This is a genomic window from Pontibacter brevis (genome assembly GCF_054779655.1).
The window spans coordinates 137,512-163,017 of the sequence record NZ_BAAGXV010000021.1 but is presented as its reverse complement, the minus strand read 5'-3'; the positions used below and the strand labels follow the sequence as shown (position 1 = coordinate 163,017).

26 protein-coding genes are annotated in these 25,506 nt (G+C 48.7%); 14 read left to right on the top strand and 12 right to left on the bottom strand.

Annotated features, from left to right (window positions below; all coding sequences use genetic code 11):
- Nucleotides 1-79: 79 nt before the first annotated feature.
- From ACYVB1_RS06100 to aroB, 3 genes are read right to left on the bottom strand one after another with little or no spacing between them, the layout of a single operon-like run.
- Nucleotides 80-610, bottom strand: coding sequence for a hypothetical protein (locus ACYVB1_RS06100; RefSeq protein ID WP_460921746.1), 531 nt, complete (start codon nucleotides 608-610; stop codon nucleotides 80-82).
- Nucleotides 600-1,844, bottom strand: coding sequence for a 3-phosphoshikimate 1-carboxyvinyltransferase (locus ACYVB1_RS06095; protein ID WP_460921744.1), 1,245 nt, complete (start codon nucleotides 1,842-1,844; stop codon nucleotides 600-602). The genes ACYVB1_RS06100 and ACYVB1_RS06095 overlap by 11 nt, the downstream gene beginning before the upstream one ends.
- Complete coding sequence (aroB, locus tag ACYVB1_RS06090; RefSeq protein ID WP_460921742.1) at nucleotides 1,841-2,878, bottom strand: 3-dehydroquinate synthase; 1,038 nt, start codon at nucleotides 2,876-2,878, stop codon at nucleotides 1,841-1,843. Before aroB ends, ACYVB1_RS06095 begins: the two co-directional genes overlap by 4 nt.
- A gap of 355 nt (nucleotides 2,879-3,233) precedes the next feature.
- Here aroB and ACYVB1_RS06085 point away from each other — a divergent pair, with 355 nt between their 5' ends.
- Nucleotides 3,234-4,424, top strand: coding sequence for a proline dehydrogenase family protein (locus ACYVB1_RS06085; protein WP_460921789.1), 1,191 nt, complete (start codon nucleotides 3,234-3,236; stop codon nucleotides 4,422-4,424).
- Nucleotides 4,425-4,600: 176 nt separating this feature from the next.
- Here the strand turns inward: ACYVB1_RS06085 and ACYVB1_RS06080 are convergent, their stop codons facing one another.
- Together ACYVB1_RS06080 and ACYVB1_RS06075 are read right to left on the bottom strand one after the other, a co-directional pair.
- Nucleotides 4,601-4,825, bottom strand: coding sequence for a hypothetical protein (locus ACYVB1_RS06080; RefSeq protein WP_460921740.1), 225 nt, complete (start codon nucleotides 4,823-4,825; stop codon nucleotides 4,601-4,603).
- A 430-nt stretch (nucleotides 4,826-5,255) separates the two neighbouring features.
- Nucleotides 5,256-5,483 carry a hypothetical protein gene (locus ACYVB1_RS06075; protein ID WP_460921738.1) on the bottom strand — a complete coding sequence of 76 codons (228 nt, stop codon included), beginning with the start codon at nucleotides 5,481-5,483 and terminating at the stop codon, nucleotides 5,256-5,258.
- A gap of 144 nt (nucleotides 5,484-5,627) precedes the next feature.
- On the opposite strand from ACYVB1_RS06075, the gene ACYVB1_RS06070 reads away from it, so the two are divergent.
- The 6 genes from ACYVB1_RS06070 (at nucleotide 5,628) to ACYVB1_RS06045 (ending at nucleotide 10,733) form a co-directional block, all read left to right on the top strand.
- Nucleotides 5,628-6,200, top strand: coding sequence for an RNA polymerase sigma factor (locus tag ACYVB1_RS06070; protein ID WP_460921736.1), 573 nt, complete (start codon nucleotides 5,628-5,630; stop codon nucleotides 6,198-6,200).
- Nucleotides 6,201-6,250: 50 nt separating this feature from the next.
- Entirely contained in the window at nucleotides 6,251-7,342 is a 1,092-nt protein-coding gene (locus ACYVB1_RS06065) for a trypsin-like peptidase domain-containing protein (protein WP_460921734.1), read from the top strand.
- 174 nt (nucleotides 7,343-7,516) lie between these two features.
- Nucleotides 7,517-8,257, top strand: a complete 741-nt coding sequence (locus ACYVB1_RS06060) for a fasciclin domain-containing protein (protein WP_460921731.1) — start codon at nucleotides 7,517-7,519, stop codon at nucleotides 8,255-8,257.
- Between the two features lie 243 nt (nucleotides 8,258-8,500).
- A complete protein-coding gene (locus ACYVB1_RS06055) occupies nucleotides 8,501-9,136 on the top strand; it encodes a fasciclin domain-containing protein (RefSeq protein ID WP_460921729.1) in 636 nt (211 codons plus the stop codon).
- A gap of 126 nt (nucleotides 9,137-9,262) precedes the next feature.
- On the top strand, nucleotides 9,263-9,796 hold the full coding sequence (locus ACYVB1_RS06050) for a hypothetical protein (RefSeq protein WP_460921727.1): 534 nt from the start codon (nucleotides 9,263-9,265) through the stop codon (nucleotides 9,794-9,796).
- 301 nt (nucleotides 9,797-10,097) lie between these two features.
- Entirely contained in the window at nucleotides 10,098-10,733 is a 636-nt protein-coding gene (locus tag ACYVB1_RS06045; protein WP_460921725.1) for a DUF4142 domain-containing protein, read from the top strand.
- Between the two features lie 63 nt (nucleotides 10,734-10,796).
- Here the strand turns inward: ACYVB1_RS06045 and ACYVB1_RS06040 are convergent, their stop codons facing one another.
- Nucleotides 10,797-11,345 carry an arylesterase gene (locus tag ACYVB1_RS06040; RefSeq protein ID WP_460921723.1) on the bottom strand — a complete coding sequence of 183 codons (549 nt, stop codon included), beginning with the start codon at nucleotides 11,343-11,345 and terminating at the stop codon, nucleotides 10,797-10,799.
- Nucleotides 11,346-11,454: 109 nt separating this feature from the next.
- A complete protein-coding gene (locus ACYVB1_RS06035) occupies nucleotides 11,455-11,910 on the bottom strand; it encodes a PA2169 family four-helix-bundle protein (protein ID WP_460921721.1) in 456 nt (151 codons plus the stop codon).
- Nucleotides 11,911-12,186: 276 nt separating this feature from the next.
- Here ACYVB1_RS06035 and ACYVB1_RS06030 point away from each other — a divergent pair, with 276 nt between their 5' ends.
- On the top strand, nucleotides 12,187-14,292 hold the full coding sequence (locus ACYVB1_RS06030; protein WP_460921718.1) for a carboxy terminal-processing peptidase: 2,106 nt from the start codon (nucleotides 12,187-12,189) through the stop codon (nucleotides 14,290-14,292).
- Nucleotides 14,293-14,376: 84 nt separating this feature from the next.
- A complete protein-coding gene (gene ggt, locus ACYVB1_RS06025) occupies nucleotides 14,377-16,146 on the top strand; it encodes a gamma-glutamyltransferase (protein WP_460921716.1) in 1,770 nt (589 codons plus the stop codon).
- A 5-nt stretch (nucleotides 16,147-16,151) separates the two neighbouring features.
- Here the strand turns inward: ggt and ACYVB1_RS06020 are convergent, their stop codons facing one another.
- Together ACYVB1_RS06020 and ACYVB1_RS06015 are read right to left on the bottom strand one after the other, a co-directional pair.
- Entirely contained in the window at nucleotides 16,152-16,559 is a 408-nt protein-coding gene (locus ACYVB1_RS06020) for a hypothetical protein (RefSeq protein WP_460921714.1), read from the bottom strand.
- A 126-nt stretch (nucleotides 16,560-16,685) separates the two neighbouring features.
- The gene (locus tag ACYVB1_RS06015; protein WP_460921712.1) at nucleotides 16,686-17,843 is read right to left on the bottom strand and encodes a trans-sulfuration enzyme family protein; all 1,158 of its coding nucleotides are present in this window, start codon (nucleotides 17,841-17,843) and stop codon (nucleotides 16,686-16,688) included.
- A 252-nt stretch (nucleotides 17,844-18,095) separates the two neighbouring features.
- Here ACYVB1_RS06015 and ACYVB1_RS06010 point away from each other — a divergent pair, with 252 nt between their 5' ends.
- Both ACYVB1_RS06010 and lysS read left to right on the top strand, forming a co-directional pair.
- Nucleotides 18,096-19,121 (top strand): hypothetical protein, encoded by a 1,026-nt coding sequence (locus ACYVB1_RS06010; protein ID WP_460921710.1) that lies wholly within the window; start codon nucleotides 18,096-18,098, stop codon nucleotides 19,119-19,121.
- 483 nt (nucleotides 19,122-19,604) lie between these two features.
- Entirely contained in the window at nucleotides 19,605-21,149 is a 1,545-nt protein-coding gene (lysS, locus tag ACYVB1_RS06005; RefSeq protein ID WP_460921708.1) for a lysine--tRNA ligase, read from the top strand.
- Nucleotides 21,150-21,226: 77 nt separating this feature from the next.
- Here lysS and ACYVB1_RS06000 read toward each other — a convergent pair whose 3' ends face one another.
- From ACYVB1_RS06000 to ACYVB1_RS05990, 3 genes are all read right to left on the bottom strand, one after another.
- A complete protein-coding gene (locus ACYVB1_RS06000) occupies nucleotides 21,227-21,841 on the bottom strand; it encodes a YtxH domain-containing protein (RefSeq protein ID WP_460921706.1) in 615 nt (204 codons plus the stop codon).
- Nucleotides 21,842-22,093: 252 nt separating this feature from the next.
- Nucleotides 22,094-22,456: a YtxH domain-containing protein gene (locus tag ACYVB1_RS05995; protein ID WP_460921704.1), complete on the bottom strand. Its 363-nt coding sequence runs from the start codon at nucleotides 22,454-22,456 to the stop codon at nucleotides 22,094-22,096.
- A 255-nt stretch (nucleotides 22,457-22,711) separates the two neighbouring features.
- Nucleotides 22,712-23,077, bottom strand: a complete 366-nt coding sequence (locus ACYVB1_RS05990) for a YtxH domain-containing protein (RefSeq protein ID WP_460921702.1) — start codon at nucleotides 23,075-23,077, stop codon at nucleotides 22,712-22,714.
- 170 nt (nucleotides 23,078-23,247) lie between these two features.
- Here ACYVB1_RS05990 and ACYVB1_RS05985 point away from each other — a divergent pair, with 170 nt between their 5' ends.
- From ACYVB1_RS05985 to ACYVB1_RS05975, 3 genes are read left to right on the top strand one after another with little or no spacing between them, the layout of a single operon-like run.
- Entirely contained in the window at nucleotides 23,248-23,490 is a 243-nt protein-coding gene (locus tag ACYVB1_RS05985; protein ID WP_460921700.1) for a Kazal-type serine protease inhibitor domain-containing protein, read from the top strand.
- 40 nt (nucleotides 23,491-23,530) lie between these two features.
- A complete protein-coding gene (locus tag ACYVB1_RS05980; protein ID WP_460921698.1) occupies nucleotides 23,531-23,902 on the top strand; it encodes a cupin domain-containing protein in 372 nt (123 codons plus the stop codon).
- Between the two features lie 38 nt (nucleotides 23,903-23,940).
- A complete protein-coding gene (locus ACYVB1_RS05975) occupies nucleotides 23,941-25,437 on the top strand; it encodes a M28 family metallopeptidase (protein ID WP_460921696.1) in 1,497 nt (498 codons plus the stop codon).
- The last annotated feature ends 69 nt before the right edge of the window (nucleotides 25,438-25,506 follow it).

Genomic DNA, 25,506 nt, shown 5'->3' with positions numbered 1-25,506 from the left:
AGTGGGCAAGATTCTCCAGACTCGCTGTACAAACGTATTTTCATTTCAATGTCGCAAGTTTAGCGCAGCGTAAATGTGCCTATCCTTTCAACTGCTCTAACACCCGCTTTGCTCTCTCAGCAACATCCTTAAAATAGGCAGCGTCCTGCTGTACCGCTGCATTACTTTTATGCAGCACTTCCCTCCGATTGTCTGGTGAATTCAAAGCAGCAAGTGTGATAATTCTTTCGATGCGTTTCTTCTGTTCAATGACCAGGTCCGGCAGGGGCAGCCGATCTATGGCTCCTAGTAGCTGCAGCCTGAAGTCTTTCTCCTCGATTTTCTCCTCGTCCAGCAAGCGGAAAACGGCAGCAACAGCCTCATCTTCATAAGGCGAATGCACCGCAATTTTGATCAACTCAGCCGTAGTGGGCAAAGGCAACTTTACCAGGATTAGGTAGCCGCCTCCCTCCGCGGCGGCAGTAGCATAGCACTTCATCCAGAAGGTGCCGGAGTCCTGATGCTTGTAAACAGCAGCCCAGCCTCCTTCAGCTTCTTCCATCAGCTGCATTTGGCTGAGCTGCTGCTCAATCAGCTTCGCATTGCCATATAAGCGCCTGCTATTCCTCATGCGTTATTGTAAAGCCCACTTTCTCCAGGTCTTCCCAGAAACGGGGATATGACTTGCGCACCACGCTTGGTTCCTGTATCTGCACGGGCTCCAGAAGTGCCAGCGGTGCGAAGGCCATGGCCATGCGGTGATCCTGGTAGGTACGGAAACTAAGCGCTTCCTTCGTGATGATGCCTGGCTCTAACCTGAAAACACCCGGCGTTATTTCCTGTAGCGAAGAGTTCATGCTTAGTACCTCTATCTGCAGCGCTTGGATACGGTCTGTTTCTTTAATGCGCAGGCTCTCCAGGCCTGTCATTTCCACCGTTACTCCCAAACCCGCACAAAGTGCCACAATAGTCTGAGCTAAATCAGGGCAATCGGAGAAATCGTATGATACCTGCCGTTCGTGCTCTTTCTTAATCAGTTGTACGCCACCCTCCACAAAAGAAGTATACACGCCCAGCCGGTCCATGATGTCCACAATGGCACGGTCGCCCTGGAAAGACTTCTCTTTCAGGCCAAGCAATGTTATGTCGGCCTCTTTGGCCAGAGCCACCAGGCTATACCAGTAACTAGCCGCCGACCAGTCTGACTCTACATGAAATGTGGCCGCTTTATACTGCTGATGCGGCACTGTGATGGTGTTGCCCTCAAATGTGGCAGACACACCAAAATGCTCCATCAGCGATAGCGTCATCTCAATGTAAGGACGCGAACCGATTTTGCCCTCCAGCTCGAGCTCCAGCCCTTCCGGCAGCAGCGGCCCCACCATCAAAAGGGCAGATATGTACTGGCTGCTGATATCGCTGCGTACTTTCAGGTTTCGCTTGCCATTCCCGTTAAAGCCGCTCATTTTCAAAGGAGGGTATCCCTCCTCACCAAGATACTCAATACTGGCACCCAGTTCTTTCAGCGCCTCAACCAGCACTTTAATGGGGCGCTGGCACATCCTTTCTGTCCCTGTCAGCGTCTTCTGCTGGCCTGTAACTGCGTAGTAAGCCGTCAGGAAGCGCATCACAGTACCTGCATCCTCTGCATCTATGGTTTCAGCGTCGCTTTTCAGGAGGCGCTGCAGCAGCTGGGTGTCATTGGCTTCTGAAAGGTTGTGCAACTCAGACTCCTGCCCTGACAGTGCTGCGATAATAAGGGCACGGTTTGCCTCGCTCTTGGAGGCAGGCAGTTTTATGCTTCCGTTCAGCGTGCCCGTTGGGTGGGTCAGCTTTACAGAAGTCAGGTTTTTAGATGATATCATAATGATTGATAATAGCGTAATGACTCCTCGATGTCGTGTAGCGTGATGGGTTTATTGTATACAGCATGGCCAATCCCCCTCAGCAAGGTACAGTTAATGGCAAAGCCGGAATTTTTTTTGTCCTGTAGCGCCAGCACGGCTATCTTCTCTATATCTTCTTCTTTCAGGGCAACCTTCTCATACACCATCTCCATGAACAATTCTATCTTGCCCAGGTCTTCTTCTGAAAGCAATTCCTTCTTCACCGATAGGAAGGACTCGCAGACCATACCAACGGCAATGGCTTCTCCATGCAGTATTTCCCGGCCCGGCTGCCCCATCAGGTAAGTTTCCACGGCATGGCCCACCGTATGGCCAAAGTTCAGAATTTTTCGCAGGCCGCCTTCCAACGGGTCAGCCTCCACTACCTTCGATTTCACAGCGACCGAATGCCTGATCAGCTCCTCCCAGTCATCCGTCATCAGGCCTACCTGCCGCTGTTCCTCAAACTTAGCTGCATCCGCAATCAGCCAATGCTTGATAATTTCGGCGTAACCGGACTTCAGCTGGCGCTGCGGCAATGTCTGCAGAAAGTTGGGGTTAATAAAAACGGCCTGCGGCTCCCGGTACACACCGATGTGGTTCTTCAGGCCATGAAAATCGACGCCTGTTTTGCCGCCTACACTGGCGTCGACCTGTGCCAGTAAGGTAGTGGGCACCTGCACAAAGTATATTCCGCGCTTGAACAGGGCTGCACAGAAACCGCCCATGTCCCCTATCACGCCACCGCCTAAATTCACCAGCACCGACCAGCGGTCCAAGTGCATTTCAGTCATGCGCTGCCAAATGGTCTCGCAGGTTTGCAGGGTCTTGTGCTCCTCCCCGCTCTGGATTTGGATAAGCTCATGCGCAGGAAGGTGGGGCTTCAGCTGCGGATAGCAATGCACAAGGGTCTGCTCGTCCACCAACACCGCCACATTGTTAAAGGCTTTGTTCTGCAGTAGCGTCGTCAGCTCCTCCAGCACATTATTCCCGATGTGTATCGTCTCTGTCACGTATACTTTATGCTTTATCTGTCATCAACATTCAAACTACAGCTCCCCTTCTTATCTGATTTCCCCCTGGCCACACAAGCTGCAACCGCAATATAGTAGCTACTGCTGAACTTTCAGCCCGAAAGAACAGAATATGTATGAGAAACAAGCGTTATACGGCGCTGCGCCTGTCGCACTGCCTTCTCAAAATCAAATGGCAGAATGGTTTGATACACTATAACCATAACGCAATATCTTAACCCGCCGTTTGTAGGCGCAAGGCTGGTTCAGGGCACCTTTTTTGCCTTTCAACCATTGCCTGGAATGATTGTTAGTATTGTCGAACCGCTATCTTTGCAGCACTAATATGATGTACATGAATCCTAGTACCTACGTGTCGTTTGACGATACAGCCGTTGCGTTCTCCTCTAAATCAGACGCAGAATTATACAGGCTTTACCTGCTGTTTAAGATGATGAACAGCAACTTTCTAGTACAGGTAGGGGGCAACCTGCTGAATACGGCTTTGAACCTTCGCCTTCCTGTTAAGTTTATTGTAAAACAAACCGTCTTTAACCACTTCTGCGGTGGTGAAACCATTGAGGAGTCGGAGCGTGCTATAAAAGAGCTCAGCCAGTACAACATCGGCACTATACTCGATTACTCGGTGGAGGGAGAAGGTAATGAGAAAAGCTTTAACGCCACCCGTGATGAACTGCTGCGCACGGTGGAGAAAGCCCGGGGCAACAAGCACATTCCTTTTTCTGTTTTCAAAGTAACAGGCCTGGTAGATATAAACCTGCTGGAGAAAGTGCAAGCCAAGCAGGAACTGTCGGCGGAAGAGCGCGCAGCCTTCGAACGTGGCCGCGACCGCATGAACGCCATTTGCCAGCGCTGCTTCGAGGCTAATGTACCTGTATTTGTGGATGCCGAAGAAAGCTGGATACAGGAAACCATCGATAACCTGACTTACGAGATGATGGCCCTTTACAATAAGGACAGGGCTATTGTGTACAATACTTACCAGATGTACCGCCACGATCGCCTGGATGTTATAAAGCGGGATTATGCCACTGCCGTAAAGGAGGGTTACTACCTGGGTGCAAAACTGGTGCGCGGTGCTTATATGGAGAAGGAGCGCAGGCGTGCCAATGCGGAAGGTTACCCCGACCCGATTAACCCAAGCAAAGAAGCTTCCGACAAACTGTTTGATGATGCTTTGCGCTTCTGTATAGAGCGTATAGACCGAATTTACTTTTGTGCCGGCACACACAACGAGCAAAGTTCTTACCTCTTAATGGATTTGATGGCAGCACACGACATTGCCCCGGATGACGAGCGTGTATACTTTTCGCAGTTATATGGCATGAGCGATAACCTCTCTTACAACCTGGCCAAGGCCGGCTATAATGTTGCGAAGTATGTGCCTTATGGGCCAGTGGAGGCTGTAATGCCTTACCTGCTGCGCCGGGCAAACGAAAACACGGCCATTGCCGGGCAAAGCAGCCGTGAGTTTAACCTTATCAAAAAAGAAATGGAGCGCCGAAAAATGGCAAAGCGCCACTGATTTTTTTCTTACACTTCAGGAAAAGCAGGTAAAATTTCCGGTGATTCTGCTCAATGCAGCTGTAGCGCATAAGGTGGCTGGAGACTTACATAAAAACAGAAGGGCCCCACGCGGATGCATGGGGCCCTTCTGTGTGTTTTAGAACTATATGCTAATCGCTGTAGTTCTTGCTATTATTAGTGAGTAGCTTCTTCAGTAGCAGGAGCCTCTTCAACTACAGTAGCAGTAGTATCTTCAACTACAGTCTCTTCAGTAGCAGGAGCAACCTCTTCAGTAACAACTTCTTCAGTAGCTACTTCAGTTTCTACAGCCTCAGACTCAGTTGTAGCAGCTTCTTCGTTGCAAGCAGTGAAAGCAGTAAGCGCAAGAGCTACGAAAGCGAATTTGAATAGATTTTTCATTTTGGATTGTTATTAAGTGTTTTTGGTTTCGATTTTGAACTTCATACCAAAACCGGCAAGAGGTAACCCGGCTTTTCAGAAAAAAATAAAAATATTTTTCTGGGGAGTGGCAAAATGCCTCCGAACACCAATTATTCACCACCTGGCGGCCAACGAAGTCATATTGAGATGAAGGAGGGTGCTTTCAATGCCGCTCCTTTTTGCTTTTAAAATTATCCTTGCCTTATTTTATGCAGCATGCATGAGAGTAGCGTGGGAAAATTTAAGCAAGGTCCTGTAGCCTTAAAGCAAGCAAAGGCCTGAGAGCAACAGAATTAAAAAACTGAGCAACTGGATGAGTATCTGGATAAAAAAGAGGGGCCTCATGCACATGCACGAGGCCCTCAATGTTTTTAGAACTATATGCTAATCGCTGGAGTTCTTGCTACAATTACTGAGCAGCAGCTTCAGTAGCTGGAGCCTCAGTAGCTGGAGCTTCCTCAACTGCAGCAGCAGTAGTGTCTTCAACTACAGTCTCTTCTGTAACTGGAGCTACTTCTTCTTCAGTAACAACTTCAGTTTCTACAGCTTCAGTCTCAGTTGTAGCGGCTTCTTCGTTGCAAGCAGTGAAAGCAGTAAGCGCAAGAGCTACGAAAGCGAATTTGAATAGATTTTTCATTTTGGATTGTTATTAAGTGTTTTTGGTTTCGATTTTGAACTTCATACCGAAACCGGCGGGAGGTAACCCGGCTTTTTAAAAAAAATAAAAAATATTTTTTCTGAGGGTTACATTTGGGGCCTGAACGTATTAAAATTGACTGGAATGAAGAAGAGTTTGTATGAGACGGATGAGGCGATTATGGATGGTATCCGGCGTGATGATGAGAGAGCGTTGGCCTATCTGTACAAACTTTATTTCCCGATGATTTCTCATCTTATTCTGACTAACAGCGGAACCGATGACGAGGCAAAAGACATTTACCAGGAAGGCGTCATTGTGTTCTATGAGAAGATAAAAGGGAATACCCTGGAGCTTAACTGCCAGATAAAAACTTATCTCTACTCCGTGTGCCGCAGGCTTTGGCTAAAGCGATTGGCTGAGAAGGGGCGTTACGCAGTGAAGATGGAGGACTCTGAATCTTACCTGCCTGTAGAGGAGGATACCCAGCACCACGAAGAGCAGGAAAAGCAGTTCGGCATTATGGGTGATTCGCTTGCGCAGTTGGGAGAACCCTGCCGCTCCCTACTGGAAGACTATTACATTCATATGCAGAACATGCAGGTTATTACGGAGAAGTTTGGCTATACTAACTCTGATACAGCCAAAAACCAGAAGTACAAATGCCTGCAACGCCTGAAGAAACTATTTTTTGCCACTTATAAACCTGAAGTTTAACAGGGTTGAATTTTACCTGGCCTGCACTGGGCCATAGCTGAAAAAGAGAAATGTTAGAGTACCGCGCATACGAGCAAATTGAGAGCTACCTGAAGGGTGAAATGGCTGCCAACGAAAAAGCAGCTTTTGAGATCCTGCTGCGTACGGATGTGCGCCTGGCTGAGCAGGTGCGTGAGCACAGGCAACTGCTGCAGACTATGCGCAGCTTTGGCCAGCGCCAGTCACTAAAGCAGCAACTGAACCGCATCCATACAGAAATGGAGAGCGAAAAGGCAGTAACCACACCAGCCGGATGGAAGGTGTTCTGGAACCGCCATGCGCAGACAGTTGCTGTTGCTGCCAGCGTTTCCCTGCTTTCTGTGTTCGGTACGCTCTGGAGTGTACAGCAGCTTAAAGCCCCGGTGCGTCAGCAGACTGCCCGTTACGTGGAACTTCGCCGTGAGGTAGAGCGCCTGAAGAAAACCCAGACAGCTATTATCAACGGCATTAACGATGCAACTAAACCTGCTCCACGGCCGGCTGCCTTCAGTGGTACAGGCTTTGCCATTAACGCAGGGGGGTATCTTGTTACCAGTTCACACGTAGTAGAAGGTGCTGATTCTGTGCTTATCGAGAACGAGGCGGGGCAGAAGTATAAAGTAATAGAGGTTTACCGCGACCAGATTCACGACCTTTCCATCCTGAAGGTGTCTGATCCATCTTTTACAACCTTTGGCAAGTTGCCTTATACCTTTAAAACAGCAGAGTCTGATTTAGGCGAAAAAGTGTATACGTTGGGTTACCCACGTGAAGACATTGTGTTTGGAGAAGGCTCCCTCAGCTCAGCGACAGGTTTTGAAGGTGACACCACAGCTTATCAAATCTCTATTCCGCTTAACCCGGGCAATAGCGGTGGTCCGCTGCTCGACGACAAAGGCAACCTGATTGGTGTTATCAGTGGTAAGCAGGCCGGGCAGGAAGGTGCAGCCTTTGCCATCAAATCGGCTTATCTGCTACAGATGATCAGTGAGTTACCGCAGACAGAGGAGTCAGAGGCGATAGCTTTAACTCTACCACAAAAAAATGCACTTTCAGGGCAAAACAGGCCACAGCAACTTAAAAAACTTAAAGACTACGTTTTTGTAGTGAAGGTCTATAATTAATTCGTAAAGCCCTGAAACACTTTAGTATAACTAAAAAAAACAGCCTCCACAGCACTTAAAAACTCCCACAGAAGCTTAACATTTTTGTGTAAAATCAGTTTAAATATAGTGAATACAGATTAAATAATCGATTAAAGATTACACAATCTTACTGAACTAAAAAAACTGATAACTATGAAAAAGCAAACTATAATACCTTTAGCATTTGCCGCAACAATGATGTTTGGCTGTGCTGGATCTGACAATACAATGAATGACACAACCGCCATGGACACATCCGCAACCATGAGCGAAACCCAGGCTATGGCAGGTAACGCTGCCGACGCAGAAACAAACTCTGTACGTGCCCTGGTAATAGAAAGAGAGATTGTAGCTCCAATTGCAAGTATCTCTATGACAGCCCTTCCGATGGAAAACCCTCAGTCAATTGGCGACATGTTCGATGACATTGAGGATACGGAGCAATACAACGTGATGGATTTGGCCAGAAGAAGCCCTAACCTTTCCACTTTTGTATCGCTGATTGAGCAGGCAGGCCTGGTACAGGATATTAACCGTTTAGACCAGGTAACACTTTTTGCACCAACCAACGAAGCTTTTGCTAATATGGACAGACAACAGCTTGAAACAATGCTGATGCCTGATAACAGAGCAAAACTGATGCAGGTGCTACAGGCACATGTGCTGCCAAGCAAAGTGAGTTCAGCTCAGTTTAACACCACGCAGCGAATCCAGTTTACTGAAGACCGTTATATACCTATAGACGTAACTATGAACGGTACTAACGTAGCTGTAGGTGGTGCTAATATTGTTAAAAATAACGTGGAGGCCTCTAATGGTTATATCCATGTGGTGGATAGAGTTATCTTACCAGACCAGGTTGCTGTTGAAGGTACCCGAATTGGTGGATACTAATCCTGAATAGATAAGTTAAAAAAGAAAAGCTCTTCCTCTTCAGGAAGAGCTTTTCTTTTTTAACCTGCCTGCTTTTCTTTAAAGCTCTCCACTGGTCAAGAATCCTGCTGAGCCCATCAGCTACATAATCAGAAACTTAGCTACTCTTTATTATTAAGTTTTAGCTGATGCCAGCTGTATAAACCGCTGCAGTCGTTCTCCCGTTTTAAGAAATCAACAACAAAATAAACGATGGAAATAACTATGAAAAAGACACTAATGCTAGCTGTAGTAACTGCTGCCTGCTACGGCTGTGCCAGCTCTGATACCAACACCGACATTACTGGCACGGCAACAGAAGCACAGGTTACTGAAAACGAATCTGGTTCTCAGCACCCCATGGACCCGGATACAGACATGTCGGCAGAGCAAACAGGAGACAATAACGTGTCGGCTGATAATACCATTGGCCGTAACATGAATATTGTGGCGCTGGTACAGCAAAACCCTAACCTCTCCACCTTTCTGGAACTGATACGGGCTGCCGACCTGGTTACAATTCTAGAAAGCCCAGCTCCATACACTGTTTTTGCACCAACAAACGAGGCTTTTGCAGCACTTCCGGCAGGCACTGTTGAAGGCTTGAAAGCTCCGGCCGCCAAGATGGAGTTGACCCGCATTATACAGGCACATGTGCTTCCTAACAGGATCAGCTCAGCTGAGATGCAACATAACATGCCGATGAAGACAGCGCAAGGTGAGGAAGTAATTGCAACCAGGAACGGCTCCGTATTAGAGGTGGGAGGGGCAAGGGTCATTACCCCCGACGTACAGGCTTCCAATGGGATTGTGCATGTGGTGGACAAAGTACTTGTACCACCCCAGAACAGCAACGAGTAGCCCAGGCAAACCCCTGAATGTAACCCATACTTGTCTGGCACCGTTAAGACTAGGGGTAGGAAAAAGCTTACAAAACAGGCTTAATCCACCTCACGAACTATTAAATGAACTATAAATAAAAAAGCTATGAACAGAACAGATGATGCAGGAATGATGACCGCAATGTTTCCTGACAGAGAAAGTGCAGAACGCGCTTATGAAGAGTTAAGAGCACGTGGTTATGATAAAGATGATATAAATGTAGTGATGTCCGATGACGCTCGTAAGCGCCACTTCGGAGATGACGACAGAGATGATACAACAGAGCTTGGCAACAAGTCTCTTGAAGGTACAGGTGCTGGTTCAGCAATTGGTGGTACTTTAGGTGCCATTGTAGGTGCAGTAGCCGCCATTGGTACATCCGTAGCAATCCCGGGCTTAGGCCTTGTAGTTGCCGGTCCGCTGGCAGCAGGTCTTGCCGGTGCTGGTGCTGGTGGTCTTACAGGTGGTCTGATCGGTGCTTTAGTAGGTGCAGGTATTCCTGAGGAGCGTGCTAAAGTATATGAATCGGGTGTTAAGGAAGGTAACATCGTCCTTGGTTTCAGACCTCACAACGCTGAGGATGCACGTTATTTCGAAACCCACTTCCAGAAAAACAGAGGTGAGCACATCTACTACTAGAATGTGTAAAATAAATTAAACAGAAAAGCCTGCCTTGCAAAGGGCGGGCTTTTCTGTTTCCAAACACATCCTGCCTGTAGTTTACGCTCCTTCATCTGCTGTAACTCAACCTTGTCTCTGCTCGCGTTCATGCCCGGTAAAGTATTCCTTTGGCACTCAGGCTCCTACTGGCAGTAGCTCAAAGCACACTCCCTGATGACGCTTCCTTCATGCCAACTGGCTGTGCAGGAAAACAAATCACGGTAGTTTCGTATGCACAAGGTATATATATAAGTATTTCTACTAAATGAAACGATACACTATGAAAAAGATTACAATGGCTGCCGCTTTCGTGGCAGGGATGTTCGCCTTTGCTTCCTGCGACTCAGGAACAAACGAGCAGCAAAACACTGAAGTTTCCGGGACACCTGTAGTAGCCCCAGACACTGCTATAACAGAAAGTAAGCAGGAACTTATGAAGTATGCCGCCCGAAACAACATGCTGCAGGTAGAACTTGGACGCCTGGCTGCACAGAAGGCCAACACCGAAGGCGCAAAGCAATACGGGGAACAGTTAGTGGACTGGTACAGCACAAAACAGGAAGAGCTAGAGCAGTTAGCACAGCAGTATAATGTCTCGCTTCCACTGGAAATGGAAGATGAGCAGATGGAGCACGTAGAGGAACTACGCAATACAAAAATCAATGAGTTTGATCAAAAGTATTGGGAGGAATTGTCGGATGCGCAGCAGAAAGCAATAGATGAATTTGATAGTACGCTAAAAGATGTAGAAGAGTCTGATGCAACTGCTTTTAGCCTATGGGCACGCAATACCCGCAAAGAACTACAGGCACAGATGGAGCAGGCCCGCTCCCAGGATTTTATGCAGGGATATGATACACCTACGGGTGTCCGAAACAGAGAGGAAGAAGGCTCAGGGGCTCGAATCGGAAATTAATCCAGATAAATAACAACACAATGGCGAGGGCTCCGGCTCTCGCCATTGTGTTGTTATAAACAATTATAACAGGTCTTCCAGCACCCTCCAGGTATGCTGCGCCAGCACCTTCTGTCCCTCCGCGTTAGGGTGTACCCCATCAGGCAGGCTCAGGTAACGGTTGCCTACCACCCCCTCCAGCAGAAAAGGAATAAAGGAAACATTTTCCTTCAGTGCCAGCTCCCGGAACAGTTTCCGAAACTCGGCTGCATACCTTCCCGGCACGATATCAGGTATTTCCATACCGGAAAGGATAATCTTTACCTCAGGGTACTTCAGCCGGACTTTCCGTATAATCTCGTGCAGGTTCTTGGTCGTTTCGCGGGCAGGAATTCCACGCAAACCATCATTGGCACCAAGAGCCAGTACCAGAATATCCACCGGTTCGTTTAGCCAGCGGTCTATCCGGTACACACCTCCGGCAGTTGTGTCACCACTCAGCCCTGCATTGATTACTTTATAATCATACCCCTTTTCTTTCAGCTTCTCCTGTATCAGGCTTGGGTAGGCTTGCGCGGCAGGCAAACCATAGCCAGCTGTCAGGCTATTCCCAAAAAACAATATATTCTTCATCTCTTTCTCTGTGGCTTGTCATGTTTTGGTAGAGCTGTATTACATAATATGAACTAAATAAAAAGGGTTACCACAGTTGGTAACCCTTTTATACTGTATCATCTGGAACTTAGTCTACAGTGTCTTTCATCTGGCGGAGCCGTTCACAGGTAATTAAAGAAGCCTGCTTTTGCTTTTCTACCATCTGCACGATACTTGCAGGCAGTTCTGCCCTGTGCTCAAGTGCATCATTATAGGCTTTCTGTGCCCACTCTTCCCCATATAGATTGGACTCTATGATAGCCTCTTCATCCGAACCAGTTACTGTGGCTTTTACATCCATCCACCCCCTGAAGATTTTACCTTTTGCAGTAGTACTTTCCTGCCTGTCACCACCAAACTTGCTGATGTTTCTGTTTATCTCGTTTGAGAACTGGTTACTCTCATTTACCAGGTCTTTGTAGTAGGCCTGGTGCGCCGGGTTCTTAGTTGCTTCGGCAGCATGCTTGTAACCTTCTATCCTATCGTTGACAAACTGGTTCAGTTCCTGAAGAACATCTATTGTCTTTTCATTGTTGTTTTGCATAGCTTTATGTGTTTTGGTGCTACTATCCGAAACGAAAAAAAGCATATCTGAGTTATAATAAGCAGGGACAGCAGGCGTATGTATTTAGATAAGCGGCGTGTTCCTAACATGTAATGTCCTTACCGGGGTTTACGATATAAAAAGTTTTCGCTACATTACATTTCAAAGCTTCGCTTCAGGGCCGTTCATAATCTTCGGCATCACTTTTGCGTACTACTTAATAAGTCCATTCAATTTAAATAGATGCTATCATTGACAACTCGTTTCAAAATATTATTGTCTGTATTTGCAGTAATCCTGCTGACAGGGTCATTCATCCTTTACAAGAGCGACGAAACGCCTGAAGGGAAGAACCAGATCCTGATCAAAGCCTTGATGCAAGGCTTGAATACCGGGCACTATCAACCTGAAAAAGTAGATGACGCTTTCTCCCAGAAGGTATTTGACCTCTATTTGCAGCGTCTCGATTTCAATAAGAAGTTCTTACTGGCCTCTGATGTGCAGAATCTGCGCAAGTACAGAACTGCCATAGACGACCAGCTTAACCAAGGCTCGCTGGAGTTCTTTGATGTGTCTGCCGATCTGATCGATCAGCGCACAAAAGAATCGCAGGCATATTATAAGGAGATCCTGTCCCAGCCTTTCGATTTCACTAAAAATGAGACAATCGAGACAGACGGAGAGAAACTATCTTATGCCAAAGACAAAGCCGCTCTGAAGGAAGCATGGCGCAAGCAGCTGAAGTATCAGACATTGGTGCGCCTGTCTGAAATTAAGAAAGAGCAGGAAAAGGCACAGGAGAAAGGCGAGAAAGTAGATACGAAAACTTTCGAGCAGATGGAAAAAGAGGCGCGTGAGAAGGTAAGAAAATCTTATGACGACCTGTATGACCGCATGGCCAGAATCAACAAAGATGATCGCCGGACCACCTACATTAACGCCATCACCAACGTGTATGATCCGCACACCGGTTACTTCCCCCCTAAGGACAAGAGTAACTTCGACATTGAATTTACAGGCCGTTTAGAGGGTATCGGCGCCTCTTTGCAGGAGAAAGACAACCAAATCAGGGTTATGGAAATCGTACCAGGAAGCCCTTCTTACCTGCAGGGCGATTTAAAGCCCGGCGATGTTATCCAGAAGGTGGCACAAGGTGACAATGATCCTGTACTAGTGGAAGGCATGCGCCTTGACGATGCCATACAGCTTATCCGCGGCAAAAAAGGAACAGAAGTACGCCTGACAGTGAAGAAGCCGGATGGCTCTACCCAGGTTATTCCGATTGTGCGTGATATTATTGTATTGGAAGAAGGATACGCCCAGTCTGCCATCATTAACGACCAGGAAAAAATCGGCTATATTAAACTTCCTGGCTTCTACGCTGACTTCCAGAACAAAGACGGTCGCTTTAGTGGTGCCGATGTGAAGAAAGAAGTAGAGAAGCTGAAAGCAGCAGGCATGGAAGGCCTTATCCTTGACTTGCGCAACAACGGAGGTGGCTCTCTTTCTGATGCCATCGAAATGGCTGGCCTGTTTATAGACCAGGGACCAATTGTACAGGTGAAGACAGCTGCAGGCAAAGCCGTAGTATTGAACGACCGCGACCCGCAGGTGCAGTATGATGGGCCACTTGTAATCCTGGTGAACTCCAACAGTGCATCAGCCTCTGAGATTTTAGCAGCAGCAATGCAGGACTACAAACGTGCTGTGATTGTAGGTAGCCCAACTTACGGTAAAGGTACTGTACAGCAGTTCTTCGAGCTGGATGAGGCGCTGCCTGCACAGTTCAACAACTACAAGCCGTTTGGTGCCCTGAAGCTGACAACGCAGAAGTTTTACCGCATCAACGGCGGTACAACGCAACTGCGCGGTGTAACGCCAGATGTTGTTTTGCCGGATGCTTACCGTTACCTGGAGTTCGGTGAGAAAGAGCAGGAGTACCCGCTGCCATTTGATGAAATTGCCCCTGCCAAGTATAAGACATGGTCAAAAGGCAATCTGAACCTTGCCAAGGTGCAGACTAACAGCAAAAACAGGGTAGCTACAAACAAGAACTTTAACCTGATTGAAGAAAGTGCGACCCGCTTGAAGAAGCAGTCTGACAATACAGAGCGTTCGCTTCAGTTAGAGCAGTACCAGGCTGAAGAGGCAAAAGCAGAAGCAGCATCCAAGCGCTTTGAAGCTGCCAAGAAAACAATACCGGTACTGGATGTTACCCGCCTGCAGCAAGACCTACAGGCTTTAGGAGGCGACACTGCCAAGGTAGCCCGAAGCAGAGAGTTTATAAAAAGCCTGAAGCAGGATGTGTATGTGGAAGAGGCTGTAGCTATCATCCAGAATGATTTGAAGCCAATGGCCATCACTGGTAAAGACAAGAAATAAACCTTATTAAGTTACTTAGGAACGCCGGCTATGAATCATAGTCGGCGTTTTTCATATTACCCCTCCAAGTAGCCAGAACCTCATATGTCAAACCTGTACCTGCACTTCAATAAGTATCCAAACAAGGCATTCGCCGGAGCCAGAGCCAGCATAATCCCGAGGCTCCTTTTGCTCCTGCTTCTCACTTCCTTGCTGGGCAGCTGTGCCACGGGTTCTAAACCGGATAACAAAGCACAGGAACGCGGCCTGGTTACAGGTAAGGCCATGGTGGTTTCGGCACATCCTGAAGCTTCCCGCATAGGCATGGAGATACTGAAGAAGGGAGGCAACGCGTATGATGCCGCCATCGCCACACAATTTGCGCTGGCAGTGGTGCACCCTGCGGCAGGTAACATAGGCGGAGGAGGCTTTATTGTGTACCGGCAAAGCAATGGTGAAACCGGCTCCCTGGACTATCGGGAGATGGCGCCCGGGGCAGCATCAGAAACCATGTACCAGGATTCGGCTGGTAATGTGATAGAGGGACTGAGCACAGGCGGGCACCTGGCAGCTGGAGTACCTGGCACGGTAGACGGCATGGTGCAGCTGCATGGCAGGTTTGGCACGCTACCATGGGCTGAGCTCATACAACCGGCCATCGACCTGGCAGCCAACGGCGTGGCCCTGACAGAGAAAGAAGCCAGGGGCTTGAACAACTCAAAAGAAAGCTTCCTGAAACATAATAAGCATGTGCCTTACCTGGTGCAGGAAAACGTGTGGCAGACAGGCGACACCCTGCACCACCCGGACCTAGCCCGCACCCTGACGCGCATCCGTGATAAGGGCCGCAATGGCTTCTATGCTGGCGAAACCGCTGACCTGATGGTGCGGGAAATGCAGCGTGGCAACGGCATAATTACGCATCAGGATTTAGAAAACTACTCAGCCCAATGGCGGGAGCCGGTAACAGGCAAATACAGGAACTACAATGTAATTTCAATGGCACCTCCTTCCAGCGGAGGCATAGCGCTGCTCCAGTTGCTGCAGATGGTGGAACCCTACAAATTAGATAAGTATGGGTGGCAAAGCACAGAAGCCGTCCAGCTGATGACGGAGGCTGAGCGCAGGGTATACGCGGACCGTGCCACCTACCTCGGTGACCCCGACTTTGTGGCGGTGCCTGTTCAGGAGTTACTGAATGCTGCTTACCTGAGAGCGCGCATGGCGAACGTAAGTTTCGAAAAGGCCACTCCTTCTGCAGCTATAAAGGCCGGCGATATGCCGGTGTATGAGTCGGAGCAAACCACGCACTTCAGTATTGTGGATCAGTTCGGCAACGCCGCGTCCGTTACAACCACACTCAACGGCAGCTACGGCTCTAAAGTAGTGGTAGAAGGCGCAGGCTTTCTACTGAACAACGAGATGGACGATTTTAGTATAAAACCGGGTGTGCCGAACATGTTTGGCCTGGTAGGGGGCAAAGCCAACGCCGTTGCACCCGGCAAGCGCATGCTCAGTTCCATGACACCCACCATTTTGGAAAAAGACGGGAAGCTATACATGGTAGTAGGGACCCCGGGTGGCTCCACCATCATCACCTCTGTTTTTCAGGCCATCCTGAATGTGGCAGCCCACGGCATGACGATGCAGCAGGCGGTAGCCGCTCCACGCTTCCATCACCAATGGTTGCCGGATGAGATACAGCACGAGGTTGAGGCCATTTCTCCGGAGGTAAGGACCCAACTTATCAACAAAGGTTATAAACTGCAGCAGAGAGGCCCGTATGGCCGTATAGACGCTATTCTGGTGTTACCTGATGGCAGGCTGGAAGCAGGCGCCGATCCGAGAGGCGATGATGCAGCCGCTGGCTTTTGATTCGCTTAAACCTGCCCTTGCTTTCTTTTCTGGATAAAGCCAGCAACATAAACGCCTGCCGCAGCAATACCAGTCGCTGTCATCAGTCCGAAGACGGTAGCCCTGCGGCTGAGCACATCTGGGGTAAGTGTCTTTTTAATTTCCGGAGAGGGTGCCACTGCCTTGGCAAACATTCTGCCCGTCATAAGGGTGAGGATGGTGGTAAGGCCTACCGCAGCGTGTGCCACGGTCCTGTTACCAGCCTTTACGCCCGAGCTTAAAAGTAGCAGTGCCCCTCCTACTGCCGGTGGTATAAGGGCTGTTTTAGGGCGGTTCTCGTTCAGGAAGTAACTGGTTAAACCTGCTCCTATCAAGGTAGCGGCATGCGCATTGTTTGCGATGTCTGGTCTTTCAACTATATTCATTTCTTTCATTTTTTATCTTTTTACCAACTGCGCCCTCCCGGGGTTATACTTATTTAAAGTATTCGATTCCCAGACAAGCAGCGTTGCCTGCCATCAGCAACAGGCTTCATCCAGGCAACGTGTCAGCAACTGTCATCAAACTTTGTCCAAAGCCTGCTCCAGGTCCCTGATAAGGTAATCCGGATCCTCCAGTCCCACATAAAACCGCACCATATTAAAGGGTAGTTCAGACTTCATGTCTTCGGAAGCATAGGTGGCCGACAACGGAAAAATAAGCGACTCGTGCCCTCCCCAGGAGGCAGCCATCAGGAAGTGCTTTAAACTGTCGCAGAACAGGTCTACCTGCGCCATACGTGTCGCCTTCAGCAGCAAAGAGAACTGCCCGGAGTTATTTCGCATCTGGTGCTGGGCTAGTTCGTATTGCGGGTGCGTGGGCAGGAAAGGAAACAGCACCTGTCCTACCTTGGGGTGCTGCACCAGATAATCTACCACTTTTCGTGTGGAGGCAGCTACCCGTTCCATCCGCACAGGCAATGTACGCAGTCCCCTGATAAAGAGCCAGGCATCATGTGGCGACATCACGGCACCTAAGGTTTGAAATTCTCCCCTGAAAATCTGGTTGATGCGCTCACGGGAGCCACACACCACACCGCCCATCACGTCGGAATGCCCGCCGATATACTTGGTACAGGAATGCACCACCAGGTCTATCCCCAGCGCAATCGGGTTCTGGTGCAAGGGACTGGCAAAGCTGTTGTCGATAATGGTAGTGCAGCTATTTTCTCTGGCAAGCGCCGCCACAGCAGCCAGGTCCTGCAACTCGAATGTGATGGAGGTCGGGCTTTCGAGGTACAGCAACCTCGTATTGGGTCGCATGGCTTCCCTGAAGTTTTCAATGTCTTTTCCGTCTACAAAGGTTACCTCTATGCCAAAACGGGGCAGAAACTTCCGCATCAGGGTTTTGGCCCAGGTATAAGGTCGCTTCACACAAATCACATGGTCGCCTGCCTTCACCTGCGAAATAACCGCTGCCGACACAGCCCCCATGCCACTTCCAAATGCTACCGCATGCTCGGCGCCTTCCAGCGCTGCCATTTTTTTCTCAAATATGGTGACGGTGGGATTGTTGCCCCGGCTGTACATGTACTCGTCTACCTCATGCTTCATTTTGTGCCGCATGTCGGCGACGGTCTTGCTGGCAAAATTGCTGCTTTGGATAATGGGTGGCGCCACCGCCTCAAAATACTTTTCCCGCTCCTCCCCCAACTCGTTGATGATGTATGACAGGTCCATATTGTTTGACTGTTTTTCTCCTTTTACTCTTTCACCCCCCTTTGCGTTTGGCAACCATTTAAGCAAGTGGAACAAGATAATGCTATTTATTTTAGCATTATCTTGTTCCACATCGTTGCCTTTCTAAAATTATTTTTCAATATTATTCGATTTCTTTTATTAACACTTGATAAACAATAATATAATTACTTCGAATTACTACAAATATTAGCATTCCTGCAACTGTTACTGGCAATTTATTGTTGTAAGTACATGAAAGAGAGAGAAGAAAATGTTGTTTCGCTGTATCCGGAGGAGCAGAAAATAACTGAAAAAGAGTGGCAGAAATCCATTCCGGCCCAGGTGTTTCTAAACTACTTTTTTGCGATAAATTATCATATCCAGCACTTCAACGATAATGGCTTAGCGCATCTTACTTTTTTCAAAGAAGCTACAACAGCGTTGACTGAGCAAGACCTGGAGGCTGTTAAGCGCCTGCTGCTGAACTGCTGGAGCACCGAGTACGCACTTCGTGCCACTGCAGAACTGGGCGACGAGGCCTATATGCGCAATGCGCTCCACTGGACTTTCCCGCAGGCTTATTACACTGTATTTGCCGGGCTACAGGCCTTCCTGCGCGCGCGGGGTGTGAACACCAATAACGAGGCGCTGGTGCTTCGGGAGGCCGGGCGATTGGTGGTGAAGAACGCCTACCCAAGGGCCATTAGCTTCTATGCTTCCGGCCACTATGAAGACTTCAACATAAACAGGCTGCCGTTGGCACATTATAAACCCGGCTTGCAGATAGCAGGCAAGGAACTGGAGGCACAGGCACAGATTGGGCAGTTTCTACGCACCACCCGCCGCCAGAAAGCGAAAGCAGTAAGGCAACAGGTACAGGCCAACCCTGCTACCGCCATCCGCAGCAGCCGCACAGGAGATGTGCTGCAGAAGTTTGGTCCGCAGCACTGGCAGCAGCTGACCTGGCGCGTGGGCTATACCACTCTTTTCGACCTGATGGCACGCCTGCGTATTTCATCTTCGCACCGCGAAATTGAGCGCTTTGTGGAGGCAGACATAGACTTCAAGTTGTTCCATGAGTCGCTGCTGGAGATTGTAAGTTACCTTAATGGTATTCATGAAAGTTACGTGGCACAGGCAATGGGCATGCAGCAGTACGAGGCATTTGTACAGGAATTGCCAAAGCATTTGAAAGACTCGTTTGCGGCAGCCAGAATGCAGAAGTATATTAAGCCGCTCTTCACAGAAGACGATTACCAACTGGGGCAGGCCGCATAAGCTGCTGCACCATCTACCATACATCAGGCTCCCGTGGGTTTATACCTGCGGGAGCTCTTTTCATTCTGAATAACTGAATTTTGAATGGTTGAATAACACTAAGGTAAGTGCGCAAGTCCCAGCGGGACGGTCTGTTGATAGCAAATCTATTCTGGCACATCTTTAGCTCCAGGGGATCGGCCTGTTTAATATTCATCAACAGGCCGATCCCCTGGAGCTAATGGTGCTCGTAGACCATCAGGCTATCAACAGGTCGTCCCGCTGGGACTTCTGATAAGTTTTTATATAAACCAAATTCAACAGCGTCTAAGTCTCAGCGGGTCTTCCATACCAGCTAAAATGAGTGAGGCAGCGCCATGGAGCCTGTGCTTTGTAGGCATCAAGCTTCCAGCAATGCAACAATCAACAATTAAATATTTAAAAGCTGCCGATTATTTACGAATTTTGCAGATTATTCAAAACGACCACATTAGAATAGAACGCATGCAACTGAGCGAACAGGAACTACGCAGGCGCCATGAGCGCGAAGAGCTGGAGAAAATGGGTATTAACCCCTATCCGTCCGAGACCTTTGAAGTTACTGCCACTGCCAAAGAAATAAAGCAAAATTTCGATAAGGAAAAGAACAACTATCAGGAAGTAAGCCTGGCGGGCCGTTTAATGAGCCGCCGCATTATGGGGAAAGCCTCTTTTGCGGAACTTATGGACAGCACCGGCCGCATCCAGATTTACGTGTCGCGCGATGACATTGCACCGGGCGAGAACAAGGACATGTACAACACCGTGTTCAAGAAGATGCTGGATATCGGCGACTTCATCGGTATCAAAGGCTATGCTTTCGTGACGCAGGTAGGTGAGATTTCGGTACACGTAACCGAGCTGAAAGTACTTACAAAGTCCCTGAAGCCGCTCCCGATTGTAAAGCGCGAGGTAGATGAGAATGGCGTGGAGCACGTGTACGATGCGTTCAGCGACCCTGAACTGCGCTACCGCCAGCGCTACGTGGACCTGGTGGTAAACCCGGAGGTGCGCGAAACCTTCAAGAAGCGTACGCAGCTTGTAAACTCCATGCGCAGCTTCCTGACTGACAAAGGCTATCTGGAGGTGGAAACCCCTATACTGCAGCCCTTATACGGTGGTGCGGCGGCCCGTCCGTTCAAGACGCACCACAACACCCTGGACATGACGCTGTACCTGCGCATTGCAAACGAACTCTACCTGAAGCGCCTGATTGTAGGTGGTTTTGACGGTGTGTTCGAGTTTGCGAAGGACTTCCGCAACGAGGGTATGAGCCGTTTCCATAATCCCGAGTTTACGCAGGTAGAGCTTTACGTAGCCTACAAAGACTATAACTGGATGATGGACCTGGTGGAGGCGATGGTAGAGAAAGTAGCCCTAGACCTGCACGGCACCACAGAAGTAAAAGTGGGCGAGAACATCATCAACTTCCAGCGCCCCTGGAAGCGCTTCACCATGTTTGAGGCCATTGAGCACTTTACAAAGATTGATATCTCTGAAATGGATGAGCCAGCCCTGCGACAGACGGCAGAAGGCTTAGGCATTAAGATTGACCCTAGCCTCGGCAAAGGCAAAATCATTGATGAGATTTTCGGCGAAACGTGCGAGCCTTACCTGATTCAGCCAACCTTCATCACAGATTATCCAGTAGAGATGAGCCCGCTGGCGAAGAAGCACCGCAGCAAGCCAGGTTTGGTAGAACGCTTTGAGGCCATCTGTAACGGAAAGGAAATCTGTAACGCCTTCTCGGAGTTGAACGACCCGATTGACCAGCGCGCCCGCTTCGAAGAGCAGTTAGAGCTAGGTAAGCGTGGCGACACAGAAGCCATGGTACTGGACGAGGACTTCCTGCGTGCCCTGGAGTATGGCATGCCACCAACAGCAGGCCTGGGTATCGGCATCGACCGCCTGAGCATGATCATGACGAATTCACACTCTATACAGGATGTGCTGTTCTTCCCGCAAATGAAACCGGAAAAACAGGACAGGAAAGAAGAAGAGAAGTCGTAAACTCTTAGGCTACTGCATAAAGAAAACGCCTGCTACTCATACTTAGTAGCAGGCGTTTTCTTTATCGTCCTTTCACCTTAAACTTTAGGTGGAATACTTGGACCACCTGTGGCTCCTGGTGTTTTAGGGTCATTAATCATGCTCTTTACTTCACTGTCGCTACGCTTGTTAGAGTCTGTATAAGGACTGTTTTGCGTTGTGCCACCAGTTGTAGTTGTACCAGCACCGCCAGTTGTAGCAGTACCGGTAGTTGTACCAGTTCCTCCGGTTGTAGCAGGGCCGCCAGTGCTGGTGAATGCTCTGCCAGTAGCTGTTGTTGGTGGTAGATCAGGCGCTTCATTCACATGTGCATCTGTCTGCCCGCCTTTGTTCATTTGTTTTTTAGCCCACTCACTGGCCTGGTCTGTCCAGTCAGTTACCTGGTCAGTATATTTTCTAGCCGATTCAGTTACTTTTCTACGCGTAGCTTTACCTTTCTCAGGAGCCAGCAGCAAGCCTGCAAGCACACCTACGCCAGCGCCTGCTAACAAACCCGCGGTAAAACCACCTGCTCCGGCAGCGGCGGCGCCTCCTTTATTTTTCTTTTTAGAAGAAGTATCCTTTTGTTTCATCTGGTGGAGAGAAGAAGACGACTCAGTTGTATAGTTTGATCTGCTTTCTCCTAGTGATCTGCATTCCATGTCAGTTCTCATAGTTCGTGTTTATTTAAAATTTGGGGTATATCATTTAAGTAAAGTCCTATCTAGGACTTTATTTTATCTAATAACGAGATAGTCAATAATAGGTTAGCAAAGCGTCTAAAAAACAGGATGCGCCTGCTCTACATGGTAGAACAGGCGCATCTGAAGGTTGTTTAGCGTCGCCGGTGAACAAGGCTCTTACGGCTCATGCTACAGAATATCAAGCATTCTGTTCATTCCTATTTTATCTGATAATACAGATGCTTATGCGTTGCCGCCAGTAGAACCTGTTGCACCACCACCAGTAGAACCTGTTGCACCGCCACCGGTAGCACCTGTTGTGCCCGTTGCAGCTCCACCAGTAGTGCCGGTATTGTTATTGCCCTGTCCTGCGTTAGAACCGTTAGAGCCTCCGGACTTACCGAAAGTGTTACCGCTCATGTTCTTGATTTCATCTAAACCAACTTGCAGGTTTTTCTCAAGGTCTTTGCTCACCTTACCAGCCCATTTTTTCACGCTGGTGCGGGTAACCTCACCGGTATCAGGAGCCATTAGTAAGCCTGCAATGATACCTGCACTCGCGCCAGCCAACATAGCCAATAATATCTTTCCGCTATTATCTTTCATAGTTTTGATTGGTTGTTATTGATTTTAATTATTCTCTCTTATCAATATTTCTTTCTATAACGGCAAGTATAGCATTAAGTTATATCTATACAAAGGAATTCAATTATAGTTGTTTTGAAAGGACGATAAAACTTTAGAGAGCATCCTCCTGTTCTACATGTAATATCATGTATATGAATCATAGCTCTTCAGTCTAAATAGCCTTAGCTTTTTTTCACCCTTTGCTTTCAGACCTGTACTGAAAGATGCCAGGGTTTATTTTACATCCACGTCTGGATTATCCTCCGTCAGTTCATCATAATTGTTTTTCATCTGCCTTTTTACGTCATCCCAAGATCCTTGTAGTACCAGTTCATCGTCCTCACTGCCCTGAGCCTGGCCCGAACTGGCTTTTAATCTTGCAGTCCAACGTTTCAAAGTCAGGTTCACCTCATCACCTGCCTCTGTCAGGCTCTGCATCACGTTCTGGCGCGCGGCGCGGCCATTCTCAGGCGCCAGCAACAAACCTGCCACTACACCAGCACCTAATCCTGCGAGAGAAGCCAAAAGTATTTTCCCGTTGTCTTTGTTCTTGTTGTTCATGTTCATTGGTTTTGTTTCGTATCGTTCTGTACTTTTCACGCCTTTCAGGTATAAGAGCAGATAGCAGCAGTAAAAAGCCGTAATCTATTTTTATTTCCATAATTTTGCGCATCCAAAATATATACGGTTTCAGCCATATTTAGTTAAGACACGCACAATAAGCGGGATGAAAGCGTATAACATTCTTTAACTGCCCTTATCACAAAACTATGAAAAAATTTATGCCTGTCTTCTTTGCCTTTACGCTGAGCAGTATTATCTCCTGTGTAGGCACTGAAACAACCCAAACGGCCTGCATAGATAAGGAGAAAATAAACCCGGACGGTATTTGCACCATGCAGTATGATCCGGTGTGCGGCTGCGACGGTAAAACCTACAGCAATGCTTGTGCAGCCGACAATGCTGGTGTAACCTCCTACACCAAAGGTGCCTGCAGTGGTGATGCTGACTAAGAGGAACCTTCCGCTAACTATATCATAAAGACAAACTGAAATGAGCGAGAAAAAATACTTCAAACAAACAAAACCGTTCCGGGTACCGGCTCACGACGGCAAACTGATAGAGGAACATTTTGGCCATGCCTCCACCCAGACCGGTGCCTTCAGCGTGGCCCACATGGTAGCTCCACCTCACTGGGGCGAACCCCATCAGAAGCCGGAGTTTGATGAGATCACCATTGTGACCCGCGGCCGTAAAATGATAGAGATAGACGGGGAGGAAGTAGAAGTAAAAGCCGGTGAGACAATCCTGATCAAGGCGGGTGCACGTATCCGCTACTCCAACCCCTATGACGAAGAAACCGAATACTGGTCAATCTGCATTCCAGCCTTCGATATCAGCACTGTTCACCGGGAAGACGAATAGCCTCGCTGATGCTTTGATATTTCACTTAAACCCACCGCATGAAAAACATAAATCTGTATATCGTACTTGCTGCGGTTATAGCCACAGCTTGCGCTAAAACACCTTCCACCACCTCCTCTCCTGCTGCTTACACAGAGCCCGGTTTCTCCTATATAAAAAAGGCAGAGCTACGTGAAGATCTTTTCACGTTGGCCAGCGATGAAATGCGCGGGAAAAGGGCAGGAACAGTAGATGAGCTCAGAGCAGCAGCCTGGGTAGCAGAGCAGGCCCGCAAAGCTGGTTTAGAACCAGCCGGAGAAGAAGGCACTTTTTACCAGTTTTTCCCCGTCAGCCGATCACGAGTATCAGACAACAGCACCATCGCCATCAGCGGTAAACCAGCTAACCTCTGGCAGAATGTGTGGGTTACATCTCCAACAGAAGCACGCATAGAGGCTCCTGTTGTATGGCTGAATTATTTAGCCGATACAGCGAAGCAGAACCTGCAAGGGAAAGTAGTGGCCATGACGCTCCAGCCCCCCTCACGTATGCCAGCGCAGGGAATGAGCCTGTGGAATTACCGCTATGTGGCAGCTGCCCTGCGCCAGCAGACCAACGCCCTCCGGAACCAGAAGGCAGCCGCCATTTTAATTGTAACAGACTCCACTGCCGAAGCAGACTTTGGTTTTATAGCCCATGTTTTTGAGGAAGGTACCTACCAATTAGAAGGTGATGCCAACCGGCAGAGCAGTAATGCGCCTGTCATGCTGGCTCACACTTCTTTAGCTCCCACGCTTAAGCAGCCTGGTGCAAAACTCACAGCTAACATCAATGTAGATAACTATACTTACCCGTCGATGAACGTGGTAGCCAAAGCTCCCGGCTCGGATCCTGCGCTGCGGGATGAGTATGTGCTTTTTAGCGGCCATCATGATCACGATGGCATAGGAGCCGCGGTTGACGGTGACTCTATTTATAACGGTGCCGACGACAATGCCTCCGTTACAGTGGCACTTTTAGCCATCGGCAGGGCCTGGGCGCAACAACCGGGGAAGCGTTCTGCTTTGTTCGTGTGGCATGGTGCCGAAGAGCGCGGCCTGCTCGGCTCCCGCTGGTATGTAGAGCATCCTACAGTAGAGAAGGAGTCAATCGTGGCAGTGCTGAACGCAGACATGATTGGGCGAAACGCTCCTGACTCTGCCGCCCTATTGGGTTCTGTACCGCCGCATCGTAATTCCACCGCTTTAGTAGATATGGCGATGCAGGCAAACGAACAGCATACGAAGTTTACTATTGATACATCCTGGGATGAGGCAAGCCACCCGGAGGGCTGGTATTTCCGCAGCGATCATTTGCCTTACGCCCGTGCCGGCATTCCTGCCATCTTCTTCACCACTTTGCTCCACCCGGACTATCATACCCCACGGGACGAAGCAGAACGCATTGACCTGGAAAAACTGACGAAGATGACGCGCTGGATGTATGCCACCGGCTGGGCTGTTTCAGAGGCTCCGCAACGGCTTACCACTGACCCGGAAGCGAAGCTGGAGCGGTAGGTACAGTAGCACAAAAATGGATTTGTGTCGCAAGTTTAGCGAAGCGACAGGAACAGGATATAAAACAGA